We start from the raw sequence: 13437 nt of genomic DNA, 5'->3' as shown, positions 1-13437 counted from the left end.
ACGCCTGATTTCCCGAGCCCGCCACCATGCAGACCAGCAAGATTCCCGCAACCATCGTCACCGGCTTCCTGGGCAGCGGCAAGACCACCTTGCTGCGCCATATCCTCGAGAACGCCGGCGGGCGCCGCATCGCGGTGATCGTCAACGAATTCGGCGAACTGGGCATCGACGGCGAGATCCTCAAGGGCTGCGGCATCGGCTGCGACGAGTCGGGCGAGAGCAACGGCCAGCTCTATGAACTGGCCAACGGCTGCCTGTGCTGCACCGTGCAGGAAGAGTTCTTCCCGGTGATGGAGCAACTGCTGGAGCGCCGCGCCGACATCGACCACGTGCTGATCGAAACCTCCGGCCTGGCGCTGCCCAAGCCGCTGGTGCAAGCCTTCAACTGGCCCAGCATCAAGAACGCCTTCACCGTGGACGCGGTGGTCACCGTGGTCGATGGTGCCGCCGCGGCGGCCGGCCAGTTCGCCGCCGACCCGGACGCGGTGGACGCGCAGCGCAAGGCCGATCCCAATCTCGACCACGAATCGCCGCTGCACGAACTGTTCGAAGACCAGCTCGGCGCGGCCGACCTCGTCATCCTCAACAAGACCGACCTGATCGACGCCGCGCAGCGCGCCGAGGTGGAGGCGCTGATCCGCCCGGAGATCCCGGCCGAGGTGAAGATCGTCGGCGCGCAGGGCGGCAAGCTCGACGTGGCGCTGCTGCTGGGTCTGAACCGCGCGTCCGAGGACAGCATCCACCTGCGCCCGGACCACCACGGCTCCGCCGACGATCCCGAGCATGCCGACCATCATCACGACGAATTCGATTCGGTGGTGGTGGAGCTGGGCGAAGTGGAGCGCGACCATCTGGTCGGCGCCTTGCAGCAACTGGTGGAGCAGCACACCATTTACCGCATCAAGGGTTTCGCCAAGCTGCCCGGCAAGCCCATGCGGCTGGTGCTGCATGGCGTGGGCCGCCGCTTCGACGGCTACTTCGACCGCCGCTGGCAGCCGGGCGAGGCGCAGTCCACGCGCATCGTGCTGATCGGCCAGGAGCTGGAGCAGGCCACGCTGCAGGCCGCCTTGGAGGCTGCGCTGGCCACGGCGCAAGCCTGACGCCGCAGCCCTGACACGTCCGCCACGCGATGCACCTGCTTTCCACCCGCCCGGGCGGCTTCGTCGACGACAACGCCGGCGTGGTGCGCATCGTGCAGAGCCCGGCGCGCATGGTGGTGCTGAGCGCGGCGGACACTACGCTGTCGCTGCTGGCCGGCGTGTTCCCGCGCCTGGGCGAAGACTTCCCCACGGTGCGGCTGGCCAACCAGATGTACCTGCGCCAGCCCGCCTCGCTCGACATGTACGTGGACGACGTGCTGCAGCACGCGAGCGTGGTGGTGGTGGATCACCTCGGCGGCGACAGCGACTGGGCCTACGGCCTGGAGCGGCTGACCGAACTGGCGCGCGCGCGCGGCCAGTTGCTGGTGATGTTCTCCGGCGACCTGGCCGAGGACGCCAACCTGCTGGCGCGCGGCAACGCGCCGCCGGCGCTGTCCCATACCCTGTGGCGCTACCTGCGCGAGGGCGGCGCCGACAATGCAGAGCAGTTCTTCCGCTGCCTGGCCCACCACGCCTTCGGCTGGGGCGAGCCGGCGCTGCAGCCGCGCGTGCTGCCGCAGGCCGCGCTCTACCATCCGGCCCACGGCGTCGCCACGATGGCGGACTGGCAGCGCGACTGGATTGCGGATGCGCCGGTGGCGGCGCTGGTCTTCTACCGCGCCCACCTGCAGGCCGGCAACACCGATGTGTTCGATGCGCTGATCGCCGCGCTGCGAGCCGAGGGCCTCAACCCGCTGCCGCTGGCGGTGAATTCGCTCAAGGACACCCTGTGCCGCGAGGTATTGCAGCAGCTCTGCGCGGAACACCGCGCGGCGCTGGTGCTCAATACCACGGCCTTCGCGGTGTCGTCGCTCGATGCGCCGCAGACGTTGGCGCTGGCCGGCGACGCGCCGGTGCTGCAAGTGGTGCTCAGCGGCGGCAACCGCGAGGACTGGCTGCGCGACAACCAGGGCCTGGGCGCGCGCGACGTGGCCATGCACATCGCCATGCCCGAGGTGGACGGCCGCATCATCACGCGCGCGGTCAGCTTCAAGGGCCTGTCCTACCGCTGCCCGCATACCGAGGTGGACGTGGTGCGCTACCAGCCCGACGCGGAGCGCATCGCCTTCGTGGCGGCGCTGAGCCGGCGCTGGTGCCGCCTGCGCCGGATGCCCAACGCCGACAAGCGCGTGGCGCTGGTGCTGGCCAACTATCCGTCCAGCGAAGGGCGCATCGGCAATGGCGTGGGCCTCGATACGCCCGCCTCGGTGGTGGGCATCCTCGCCGCGCTGCGCGAGCACGGCTATCACTGCGAAGGCCTGCCCGCCGACGGCGACGAACTGATGCGCGGGCTGACGCAGGGCATCACCAACGACCTTGCCCAGCACGGCTGGCGCCCGGCCTTCCAGAGCCTGCCGATGGCGGACTACCTGGGCCACCTGCGTAGCCTGCCCGAGGAAAACCAGCGTGCCATCGCCGCGCAATGGGGCGAACCCGGGCAGGACCCGATGGTGCGGCAGGGCCGCTTCATGATCGCCGGCGTGCGCAGCGGACATCTGTTCATCGGCCTGCAGCCGGCGCGCGCCTACGCGCTGGCGGCCGGCACCACCGGCGCGCAGGACTACGCCAGCTACCACGACGCCGAACTGGTGCCGCCGCACGGCTACCTGGCCTTCTATTTCTGGCTGCGCCATGCCTTTGGCGCCGATGCCGTGGTCCACGTCGGCAAGCACGGCAACCTGGAATGGCTGCCCGGCAAGAGCGTGGCGCTGGCCGACTCCTGCTGGCCAGACGCCATCCTCGGCCCGCTGCCGCATCTCTACCCGTTCATCGTCAATGACCCGGGCGAGGGCGCGCAGGCCAAGCGGCGCGCGCAGGCTGTCATCATCGACCACCTGATGCCGCCGCTCACGCGCGCCGAGAACTACGGCCCGCTGCAGGACCTGGAACGCCAGGTCGACGAATACTACGAGGCGCTGGCGGTGGACCCGCGCCGCGCGCGGCTGCTGCGCAAGTCCATCCTCAAGCTGATCGTGGACCAGCAGTTGCACCGCGAGCTGGGGATCGACGCGCCGGCCGACAGCGACGGCGAGGATGCGCTGCTCAATCGTACCGACACCTATCTGTGCGAGCTGAAGGAATCGCAGATCCGCGATGGCTTGCATGTCTTCGGCGTGTCGCCGCAAGGCCGCCAGCGGCGCGACACGCTGCTCGCGCTGGGCCGTTTCCCGAGCGGCGACGGCCGGGGCGCGCAGGCCAGCCTGCTGGCCGCGCTCGCCGCCGATCTCGGGCTGGGCGAGGGCTTCGATCCGCTCGACGCGGACTGGGGCGCGCCGTGGCAGGGGCCGCGCCCGGCATTGCTGATGGCCGTCGATGCCGGCGCATGGCGTCACCACGGTGACACGCGCGAACGACTGGAAATGCTGGCGGCGCAGTTGCTCGGCGACGATGCAGTGCCGGCCGGCCTGCCGCAGGCCGCCGCCGTGCTGGCGCGCCTGCATGGCGAGGTGGCGCCGGCGCTGGACGCCTGCGGCGAGCAGGAAATGCGGCAGCTCGCGCGCGGGCTGGCCGGGCAATTCGTGCCGCCCGGCCCGAGCGGCGCGCCATCGCGCGGCCGCCCCGACGTGCTGCCCACCGGCCGCAATTTCTACTCGGTCGATACGCGCGCGGTGCCCACGCGCACGGCCTGGACGCTCGGCCTCAAGTCCGCCAATCAACTGATCGAGCGCCATCTGCAGGAACATGGCGATTATCCGCAGGCGGTGGGGCTGTCGGTATGGGGCACGGCCACCATGCGCAGCGGCGGCGACGACATCGCGCAGGCCTTCGCGCTGATGGGCGTGCGGCCGCGCTGGGCGGCCGGCAGCTTCCGCGTGACCGACTTCGAGATCCTGCCGATGGCGATCTTCGACCGCCCGCGCGTGGACGTGACGCTGCGCGTGTCGGGTTTCTTCCGCGATGCCTTTGCCAACGTCATGCGCCTGTTCGACGCCGCAGTGCAGGCCGTGGCCGAACTGGACGAGCCGCCCGAACTCAACCCCCTGCGCGAGCGCGTGCTGGCCGAGCGCGCCCGCCTGGAAGCGCAGGGCCTGCCCGCCGCCGAAGCGCGCCGGCGCGCCGGCTGGCGCGTGTTCGGCGCGCGCCCGGGCGGCTACGGCACCGGGCTGCAGGACCTGATCGACAGCCGCGCCTGGCAGGACGACAACGACCTCGCCCAGGCCTACCTGCATGCCGGCGGCTACGCCTACGGGCAGGGCACCGACGGCGTGGAGGCACGCGCCAGCTTTGCGCAGCGCCTGTCGGGCCTGGACGCCGTGGTGCAGAACCAGGACAACCGCGAGCACGACCTGCTCGACGCCAACGACTACTACCAGTTCCAGGGCGGCATGGCCGCCGCCGCGCGCACCTTCGGCGGCGCGCAGCCGGCCATCTACCATGGCGACCACAGCAACCCGGCCGCACCGCGCATCCGCACGCTGCAGGAAGAAATCAGCCGCGTGATCCGCGCGCGCGTGGTCAATCCCAAGTGGATCGACGGCGTCAAGCGCCACGGCTACAAGGGCGCCTTCGAGATGGCCGCCACCGTGGACTACCTGTTCGGCTTCGACGCCACCACGCGCGTGGTATCCGACCACCAGTACGCGCTGGTGACCGACGCTTACGTGAACGACGCCGACACGCGCGCTTTCCTGCGCCGGCACAACCCGCGCGCGCTGCACGCCATCTGCGAGCGCCTGCTCGAGGCCGCGCAGCGCGGCCTGTGGCAGGCGCCCGGCGAGCGCCGCGCCCAACTCGAACAGCACCTGCTCGACAGCGAGCAGGCATTGGAAGGAGCCTCCCGATGACCGCCGCCGCACAGCGCTCGCGCTTGCCGTTTCCGTTCAGCGCGCTGGTAGGCCAGCAGCGCCTGCAGCAGGCGCTGCTGCTCGCCGCGGTGGACCCCGGCATCGGCGGCGTGCTGGTGAGCGGCCCGCGCGGCACCGCCAAGTCCACCGCCGCGCGGGCGCTGGCCGAGCTGCAGCCCGAAGGGCAGTTCGTCACGCTGCCRCTGGGTGCCAGCGAGGAACAACTGACCGGCACGCTCGACCTGGGCCATGTGCTGCGCCAGAGCGAGGTGCGCTTCGCCCCCGGCCTGCTGGCGCGCGCGCACCAGGGCGTGCTCTACGTGGACGAGGTCAACCTGCTGCCCGACCATCTCGTGGACCAGTTGCTCGACGTGGCCGCCAGCGGCATCAACGTGGTGGAGCGCGACGGCGTCTCGCACCAGCACGAGGCGCGCTTCGTGCTGGTCGGCACCATGAACCCGGAGGAGGGCGAACTGCGCCCGCAATTGCTGGACCGCTTCGGCCTGGCGCTGACGCTGGAGAACTGCACCGATCCCGCGCAGCGCCAGGCCATCGTCCGCACCCGGCTGGCCTTCGACACCGACCCCGAAGCGCTGCGCGCGCGCCATGCCGGCGCGCAGGACGCCTTGACGCGCCAGGTGCATGCCGCCCGGGCCGCGCTGCCGGCACTCGCGTTCAGCGACGCGGTGCACGAACGCGTTGGCCGCCTGTGCCTGGACGCCGCGGTGGACGGTGTGCGGGCGGACCTTGTGATGCTGCGTGCGGCACGCGCGCTGGCTGCGCTGCAGGGCGACGCGGCCATCGTGCCCGCGCACGTGGACACCGTGGCCGAACTGGTGCTGCATCACCGCCGGCAGGTGCCGCCCGAACCGGGTCGCGCGCCGGGCCACGAACATGCCGACGACCGCAGCGAAGCCAGCCCCGCCGCAGCGGGCTCCGCCAACCCCTGGGGCGCGCTGCCGCCACCCGCGGCCAGCACGGCGGCGGGCATCGCACCGGTCAAATCCGTGAGGCCGCTGCCCGCAAAAAAAGCCTGAGCCACCGGCAGGCCGCCGCCGATTCCCGGCAAGGCGGCAACCGGTGGCAAGGCCCCCGCTTCTCCGCGCCAGGCCCCTCGCATGGCCGCCTGAACGGCCAGCGCATCCACTGGCCGCGCACGCTCGCCGCCAAGCGCACCGCACCGCTCGCGCCGGGCCACCTGCGCATGCGGGCGCAGCAGGCGCAGGCGGGCGTGCTGCATTGCTTCGTGCTGGACTGTTCCGCCTCCATGCTGCACGGCCGCCAGCTCGCGCTTGCCAAGGGCGTACTGCTGCGCCTGCTGCAGCGCGCCTACCAGGCCCGCGCCGAGGTCGCGCTGGTGTGCTTCGCCGGCACCCATGCCGAAGTCCGCCTGCAGCCGGCCCGCGCCCGGCCGTGGAGCGAAGCGTGGATTCGTCCCATCGCCGGCGGCGGCGGCACGCCGCTCGCGCTCGGCATGCAGCGCGCGGGCGAGCTGCTGGCCCGCGCCGCGCGCCGCCGTCCGGCGCAGCAACGCTGGCTCTGGCTGCTCAGCGACGGCCGCAGCCCGGAGCAACCCGTGCGACCGCACCGGGCGGACGCCGTGATGGTGGTGGACTTCGAGCAGCAGGCGGTAGCGCTGGGGCGGTGCCGCGAGCTGGCCGCGGCCTGGGATGGGGAGTATTTGCTGGCGCAGGCGCTGGTCGCCTGAATGATCGGCTGTCCGCGCCGACGGCATTCCCGGGGCCGGGCGCGCAGGCCGGCTACAGATCTGCAGTTGGGTGGAAGTGGATTCCTGTACCGCCAGTACGCACCGGTTTCGTCCCGGGCTTGTTTCGAGCCACGGCCGCGACGGCATGGCTAAGTGGAAACCATTAGCGGTTCGTCCTTGCTCCTGCCTGAATCCAGGTACTAGAATATCCTACATCGCGAATAAGAATTCGCAATCCGAATATTTAGGTGATGCACGGGTGATGCACGGGTGAAGCACAGATGAAGCGCAGGTAACTCGTACATGCGGCACAAGCCGGCAAGATGACCGGCGGGGCGAGGTACCACATGCGTTTCCAGAATTTTTTTTCGTGTTTAATTTGCGAATAAAAATTCGCAATCCGAATTAACCAGCCGCGATGGCGTATCGGCACTGAGGTGGCACTGAGATGGCACTGAGGCGATAGGCATGCGCGGTTTATCAGCGAGGGCTTTCCTCCGTCAGTTCGACGAATTAAAATTCGCATTCCGAACTAACAGTGGAGATTGACATGGCACCCGAGAACACAGTCCGTTCCGCATCGAAGGCGAGCAGCGCGGGCGACGCATCGAAGAACACGGTGCAGTCGCTGGCGAAGGGCTTCCGCATTCTCGAAGCGTTCTCGGCACAGGAACCCGAGCTGACCATGGCCGAGGTGGCGCGCCGCGCAGGGCTGGACAATGCCACCGCCTTCCGCTTCCTCAATACGCTGGTGGACATCGGCTATGTGCAGCGCGTGCCGGACACGCGCCTGTTCCGGCTGTCGCTCAAAGTGCTGGACCTTGGTTTCGACGCCATTGCCCATGCCGACCTGCGCACGCGTGCAAGGCCGATCCTGCGCGCGCTGGTGGGGGAGATCAATGAAGCCGCCTCGATTGGCGTGCTGGATGGCGCGGACGTGCTCTACGCAGAACGTGTGCAGGCCGGGCTGACGCGGCTCGGGGTCGATATCCGTATCGGCAGCCGGGTGCCGGCGTATTCCACGGCGGTCGGCTACGCCATCCTGGCATCGCTGCCACGGGACACGCAGACCCGCGTGCTGGACGCGCAGCCGCGCCAGAAGCTGACCGACCACACCCTCACCGAGCTCGACATCATTCTCGAGCGGCTCGAGACAGTGCGCGCCAAGGGTTACGCATTGTCCGACCAGGAAACCGTGTCCGGCCTGTACGTGGTCGCCGCACCGGTGCTGGACGTGGACGGCGTGCCGCTTGCGGGCCTGAGCGTGGCCGCACCGGCGATGAATACCTCGCTCGACGATTTCGAATCGACCACGGCGCCGGCGGTAGTGCATGCCGCTACCGAACTGGCCCGTGCGTTGCAACCCTCCGGAGGCTTCATTCCGCCTTCCTTATCGCCAACCTTGCGCCGCTAGCGCCTGCTTCACCAGGAGACAAACGTGTCTGATATCAATTTCCGCGGCATCATCCCCGCCATCGCGGTCCCGTTCAACGCGGACTACAGCATCAATGAGCCGGAACTGCGCCGCTTTTCCCGGTGGCTCGGCGGCCAGGAGGGTGTCACGGCGCTGATGACCAACGGCCACACGGGCGAAGTCTTCTCGCTGACCCCGCGCGAACGCGCCGAGGTGACGCGTATCACCGCGGACGCCACCAAGGGCATCTGCCCGGTGATCTCGTCGATCGTCTGCGAAGGCATCAACGATGCCGTGGAGCAGGCCGGCTGGGCCAGGGAAGCTGGCGCCGCGGGACTCGATATCATGCCGCCGCACCACTGGCTGCGCTTTGGCTTCAAGCCCGAGCACTGCCTCGACTATTTCAACGCCATCGGCAAGGCCAGCGGCCTGCCGCTCGTGGTGCATATCTACCCGGCCTGGACGCGCGGCTCCTATTCGTCCGAGTTGCTCGCCGAACTGGCAAGGCTGCCTTATGTGAAGGCGTTCAAGATGGGCGAGCGCGAGATGAACAAATATGCGCGGGACATCAAGGAGATCCGCGCCGCCGACCCCACCAAGGTGCTGATGACCTGCCATGACGAATATCTGCTGTCGTCGATGGTGCAGGGCATCGACGGCGCGCTGGTCGGCTTCGCCTCGCTGATCCCCGGCCTGATCAACGACCTGCTCAAGGCGGTCCAGGCCGGCGACCTGCACGAAGCGATGCGCGTGCAAGCCCTGATCAATCCCCTCAAGGACGCGGTGTACGGCGCCGGCGAGCCGACCGGCGAAGCGCACGGCCGCATGAAGGCCGCCATGGCGCTGGCCGGCATCATCAGCGACGGCACGGTGCGCCCGCCAACCCACGCGCCGTCGGCTGCCGAACTGGCTGCCATCCAGGCCGCGCTTGCGCAGGCCGGCATTACCCAGAAGGCCGCGGCCTGATACTGCCGCGCCGATGCCCGGCCTGTGAGCGGCCCGCAGCCATGCGCGGCGGCGCCGCGGCGGCATGGTCGCCAGCGATGTGTTTTCGGGAGGGACCAGATGAGCCAATCGACGCAGAACCAGGACACGCCCGCGCAACCGGCAAGGCACGCCATTGTCACCGGCGCCAGCTCCGGCATCGGCGCCGCCATTGCCCGGCGCTTGCTGGACGCAGGCTGGCACGTGACCGGCCTGGACCGTACGCCGGTGGCCAGCAGYGAAGGTTTCAGCGCGATCGAAGTCGACCTGACCGACGCACCGCGGCTGGCGGCCGCTGTCGGTGCGCTGCCGCGGGTCGATGCCATCGTCCATGCCGCCGGCTTCATGCGCACGGCCGCGCTGGGCGAACTCAAGCCGGAAGACGGCGAGGGCATGTGGCGTATCCATGTGCAGGCCGCCTCGGTGCTGGCCAATGCGCTGCTGCCGGTGCTGCCCGACGGCGCGCGCATCGTGCTGATCGGCAGCCGCACCGCTGGTGGCGCACCCGCGCGCAGCCAGTACGCGGCAACCAAGGCCGCGCTGCTGGGCATGGCGCGTTCATGGGCGGCGGAGCTGGCGCCGCGCGGCATCACGGTCAACGTGGTGGCGCCCGGCGCTACCGAAACGCCGATGCTGAACGACCCCGGACGCAAGGGCACGCCGCCGCGCACGCCGCCCATCGGGCGCTTTATCCGCCCCGGCGAAGTGGCCGGCGTGGTGAGTTTCCTGCTCGGCCCGGACGCAGGGGCCATCACCGGCCAGCAGATCGTGATCTGCGGCGGCGGGTCGCTGTAGCGCGGCCAGGCCGCACCGAAGACAACGAGATACCGGATACACCGAACACCGGATACACCGAACACCGAACATACACCGCATACACCGAACACTGGAGATAGCCATGTCTGTGCGCATCATTGWCGTCCGCGAGGTGACGAAGCCGATTTCGTCGCCCATCCGCAATGCCTATATCGATTTCTCGAAGATGACGACCAGCCTCGTCGCCGTGGTGACCGACGCCTTCCGCGACGGCAAGCGCGTGATCGGCTACGGCTTCAACTCCAATGGCCGCTATGGCCAGGGCGGCCTGATCCGCGAGCGCTTCGCGCCGCGCATCCTGGCGGCCGATCCGGGCTCGCTGCTGGACGACACCGGCACCAATCTCGATCCCGGCCGCGTGTGGGCCGCAACCATGTCCAACGAGAAGCCCGGCGGCCACGGCGAACGCTCGGTCGCGGTCGGCACCATCGACATGGCGGTCTGGGATGCCGTGGCCAAGATCGCCGGCAAGCCGCTGTTCGGGCTGCTGGCCGAGCGGCACGGCGTCAAGGCCAACCCGCGCGTGTTCGTCTACGCCGCCGGCGGCTACTACTACCCGGGCAAGGACCTGGGCGCCTTGCGCTCCGAGATGCGCTCCTACCTCAAGCGCGGCTACAACGTGGTCAAGATGAAGATCGGCGGCGCCAGCATCGAGGAAGACAGCGCGCGCATCGAAGCCGTGCTGCAGGAGATCGGCGCCGACGCACAGCTTGCCGTGGATGCCAACGGACGCTTCGATCTCGATACCGCCATCGCCTACGCCAAGATGCTGCGCGACTATCCGCTGTTCTGGTACGAAGAGGCCGGCGATCCGCTGGACTATCACCTGCAGGCCACGCTGGCCGAGTACTACCCGGGCGCCATGGCCACCGGCGAAAACCTGTTCAGCCACCAGGACGCCCGCAACCTGATCCGGTATGGCGCCATGCGCCCCGACCGCGACTACCTGCAGTTCGATTGCGCGCTGTCCTATGGCCTGGTCGAGTACGAACGCACGCTGGAAGTGCTGAATACGTTCGGCTGGTCGCCGCGCCGCTGCATCCCGCACGGCGGCCATCAGATGTCGCTCAATATCGCCGCCGGCCTGGGCCTGGGCGGCAACGAAAGCTATCCCGACCTGTTCCAGCCGTATGGCGGCTTCCCCGATGGCGTGAAGGTGATCGAAGGGCATATCACCATGCCAGAGCTGCCCGGCATCGGCTTCGAAGGCAAGGCCGACCTCTACGCCGAAATGGTGGCGCTGGCGCAGCCATGAATCGCCGCGCGTCGGGGACAAGGCGCCGCTGACCCGGGACCGAGAACCGCCATTGATGGCGGCACCGGGACCAACGGCAAGCGCACCGCGCTGGCCTTGTCGATCGATACCACGCGCCGCGGGCGCGCCGGGCCATGGCCCGGCCACCCGGCGGCATGCGCTTTCAGTCGAGATACAGGAGACAAAGATGCAATTGAACACGCTGTCCCGCCGGCTTGCCCGTCGCGCCGCCCAGGCGCTGCTGCTGTGCGCCGCCGCCATGGCCACCGCCGTTGCGCAGACCTATCCCTCCAAGGCCGTGCGCGTCATCATTCCGTTTCCGCCCGGTGGCCCGACCGACACGGTCGGCCGCATGCTGGCGCAGAAGCTGGCCGAGCAGACCGGGCAGAGCTTCATCGTCGACAACCGCCCCGGCGGCCAGGGGATCATCGGCGCCGATGCGGTTGCCAAGGGGGCAGCCGACGGCTATACGCTGCTGTTCAGCGCCTCCACCTTCACCACCACGCCGATGACGCTGAAGTCGTCGCCCTACGACGTAACGCGCGACTTCACGCCCGTTGCGCTGGTGGGCAAAGGCCCGCTGGCGGTGTCCGTCAATCGCAAGCTGCCCATCAACAACATCAAGGAGCTGATTGCCTATGCCCAGGCGCATCCGGGCAAGATGTCGTTTGCCATCGGCTCGCAGGCCTCCGCCGGCCACCTGTCGACGGAGATGCTCAAGCGCGCGGGCAAGATCGACTACCTGGTGGTGCCGTACAAGGGCTCTGCGCCGGCCTACCAGGACCTGATCGGCGGTGCCATCGACGGCTTCATCGATCCCGTGCTCGGCGCCCTGACATACCATAAGAGCGGCATGGTGCGCGTGGTCGCGGTGACCTCGAAGGACCGCCTGCCATCCATGCCCGACGTGCCTACCGTCGGCGAGACCGTGCCTGGCTACGAGTTTTACTCGTGGTACGGTCTGTGGGGGCCGGCCAAGCTGCCGGCGGAGGTGACCAGGCGGCTCAATGCCGAGGTCAACAAGGCGCTGTCTTCCGACCTGCGCGCCAGACTGGCAGAGCAGGGCTACCTGCTGTCGCCCGGGACGCCCGAGGATTTCGCGCGCTTCGAGAAGGAAGACATGGCCCGCTCCGCCAAGATCGTGGCGGAGGCGAAGATTCGCGCGGAATAGGGCGGACTTCGGCCCCAACTTCCGCCCCGGCTTCGGCGCCGACTTCGGTGCCGACGTCGGGGCGGACTTCGGGGCGGGATCGCGCCTGGCCGGTCTCACCCCATCCGCACCTCGATCTCGTCGTACCGGCGTACCCGGTACACCACCATCGACACCAGCCAGCTCAGCACGAACACGCCGATGATCACGTAGCCGAGCATGCCGAAGTGCGCGTTCAGCTCGCCAACCACGTCCCACAGGCCGCCTTCCAGGCCAAGCTTGTCGGCGATCAGGCCGAGCGCCTCGATGCCGCCGATCACCACCGCCACCACCACCGACACCAGCGTGATGGTCATGTTGTAGTAGAGCTTGCGGATCGGCTTGGTGAAGGCCCAGCCGTAGGCGCCGAGCATCAGGATGCCGTCGGTGGTGTCCACCAGCGACATGCCCGCCGTAAACAGCGCGGGGAACACCATGATGGTCCAGAACGGCACGCCCTTGGCGGCCTCCGCGGCGGACAGGCCGAACAGGGCCACTTCGGTCGCGGTGTCGAAGCCGAGGCCGAACAGCAGGCCCATGGGAAACAGGTGCCAGCTGCGGCTGGCAAGGCGGAACAGCGGGCGGAACAGCCGCGCAAGGAAGCCGCGGTTGTTGAGCAGCAGGTCCAGGTCTTGCTCCTTGAGCGCTTCGCCGCGCCTGACGGCGCGGAAGGCGCGCCACACCGAGATCAGGATCAGCAGGTTGAAGAAGGCCAGCAGGAACAGGAACAGTGCCGACACGCTGGTGCCGATCATGCCGCCCACGGCCTTCATGTCGGCGAAGCGGGTCTGCAGCGCGGCGGCGGCCACGGCGATGCCGATCGACATCAGCGTGACCACGGTGGAGTGCCCGAGCGAAAAGAAGAAGCCGACCGCGACCGGACGCTTGCCTTCCTGCATCAGCTTGCGCGTGACGTTGTCGATGGCGGCGATATGGTCGGCGTCCACGGCGTGGCGCAGTCCCAGCGAGTAGGCGAGCACGGCCGAGGCCAGCAGCATGGGGTGGTCGCGGAAGGCGGCCAGCGCCCAGATCCAGGCGCCGACATTGGCGGCGATCAGGAAGGCGTACAAGGCGATGACCTTGCGCCGTACGTCGGCGTGCTGGTCGTTGAAGATGCTGGCGAGGAAGCGGAGCATGGTCGGTTCTG

Annotated in this window: 10 protein-coding genes; 9 read left to right on the top strand and 1 reads right to left on the bottom strand. The window is 69.0% G+C overall.

The features are described 5' to 3' along the window. The first annotated feature begins 26 nt into the window (after positions 1-26). From cobW to AC1DK4_RS00780, 9 genes are all read left to right on the top strand, one after another. Entirely contained in the window at positions 27-1100 is a 1074-nt protein-coding gene (gene cobW, locus AC1DK4_RS00820; RefSeq protein ID WP_441615065.1) for a cobalamin biosynthesis protein CobW, read from the top strand. Positions 1101-1129: 29 nt separating this feature from the next. After that, complete coding sequence (gene cobN / locus AC1DK4_RS00815; protein ID WP_441643286.1) at positions 1130-4924, top strand: cobaltochelatase subunit CobN; 3795 nt, start codon at positions 1130-1132, stop codon at positions 4922-4924. Continuing rightward, positions 4921-5961 carry a magnesium chelatase ATPase subunit I gene (locus AC1DK4_RS00810; protein WP_441615062.1) on the top strand — a complete coding sequence of 347 codons (1041 nt, stop codon included), beginning with the start codon at positions 4921-4923 and terminating at the stop codon, positions 5959-5961. The genes cobN and AC1DK4_RS00810 overlap by 4 nt, the downstream gene beginning before the upstream one ends. Before the next feature lie 167 nt (positions 5962-6128). Beyond that, entirely contained in the window at positions 6129-6632 is a 504-nt protein-coding gene (locus tag AC1DK4_RS00805; RefSeq protein WP_441615060.1) for a vWA domain-containing protein, read from the top strand. A 550-nt stretch (positions 6633-7182) separates the two neighbouring features. Further along, on the top strand, positions 7183-8046 hold the full coding sequence (locus AC1DK4_RS00800) for an IclR family transcriptional regulator (protein WP_441615058.1): 864 nt from the start codon (positions 7183-7185) through the stop codon (positions 8044-8046). Between the two features lie 24 nt (positions 8047-8070). Next, a complete protein-coding gene (locus AC1DK4_RS00795) occupies positions 8071-9012 on the top strand; it encodes a dihydrodipicolinate synthase family protein (RefSeq protein WP_441615056.1) in 942 nt (313 codons plus the stop codon). Between the two features lie 99 nt (positions 9013-9111). Next, positions 9112-9825 (top strand): SDR family NAD(P)-dependent oxidoreductase, encoded by a 714-nt coding sequence (locus AC1DK4_RS00790; protein WP_441615054.1) that lies wholly within the window; start codon positions 9112-9114, stop codon positions 9823-9825. A gap of 103 nt (positions 9826-9928) precedes the next feature. Further along, entirely contained in the window at positions 9929-11101 is a 1173-nt protein-coding gene (locus AC1DK4_RS00785) for a mandelate racemase/muconate lactonizing enzyme family protein (RefSeq protein WP_477131366.1), read from the top strand. 187 nt (positions 11102-11288) lie between these two features. Beyond that, positions 11289-12272 (top strand): Bug family tripartite tricarboxylate transporter substrate binding protein, encoded by a 984-nt coding sequence (locus AC1DK4_RS00780; protein ID WP_441615050.1) that lies wholly within the window; start codon positions 11289-11291, stop codon positions 12270-12272. 95 nt (positions 12273-12367) lie between these two features. Here AC1DK4_RS00780 and AC1DK4_RS00775 read toward each other — a convergent pair whose 3' ends face one another. After that, positions 12368-13426, bottom strand: coding sequence for a HoxN/HupN/NixA family nickel/cobalt transporter (locus AC1DK4_RS00775; RefSeq protein WP_441615048.1), 1059 nt, complete (start codon positions 13424-13426; stop codon positions 12368-12370). Positions 13427-13437: the final 11 nt, after the last annotated feature.

This window comes from Cupriavidus sp. 05N38 (assembly GCF_056397345.1).
Note: the sequence above shows the minus strand (reverse complement) of the source record. Positions and strands in the feature narration are given on the sequence as shown.

What these genes read in the sequence shown, in the direction of transcription:
- cobW (WP_441615065.1), top strand. Translation starts at nt 27, where the DNA reads ATGCAGACCAGCAAGATTCCCGCAACCATCGTCACCGGCTTCCTGGGC.
- cobN (WP_441643286.1), top strand. Translation starts at nt 1,130, where the DNA reads ATGCACCTGCTTTCCACCCGCCCGGGCGGCTTCGTCGACGACAACGCC.
- AC1DK4_RS00805 (WP_441615060.1), top strand. Translation starts at nt 6,129, where the DNA reads ATGCGGGCGCAGCAGGCGCAGGCGGGCGTGCTGCATTGCTTCGTGCTG.
- AC1DK4_RS00800 (WP_441615058.1), top strand. Translation starts at nt 7,183, where the DNA reads ATGGCACCCGAGAACACAGTCCGTTCCGCATCGAAGGCGAGCAGCGCG.
- AC1DK4_RS00780 (WP_441615050.1), top strand. Translation starts at nt 11,289, where the DNA reads ATGCAATTGAACACGCTGTCCCGCCGGCTTGCCCGTCGCGCCGCCCAG.
- AC1DK4_RS00775 (WP_441615048.1), bottom strand. Translation starts at nt 13,426, where the DNA reads ATGCTCCGCTTCCTCGCCAGCATCTTCAACGACCAGCACGCCGACGTA.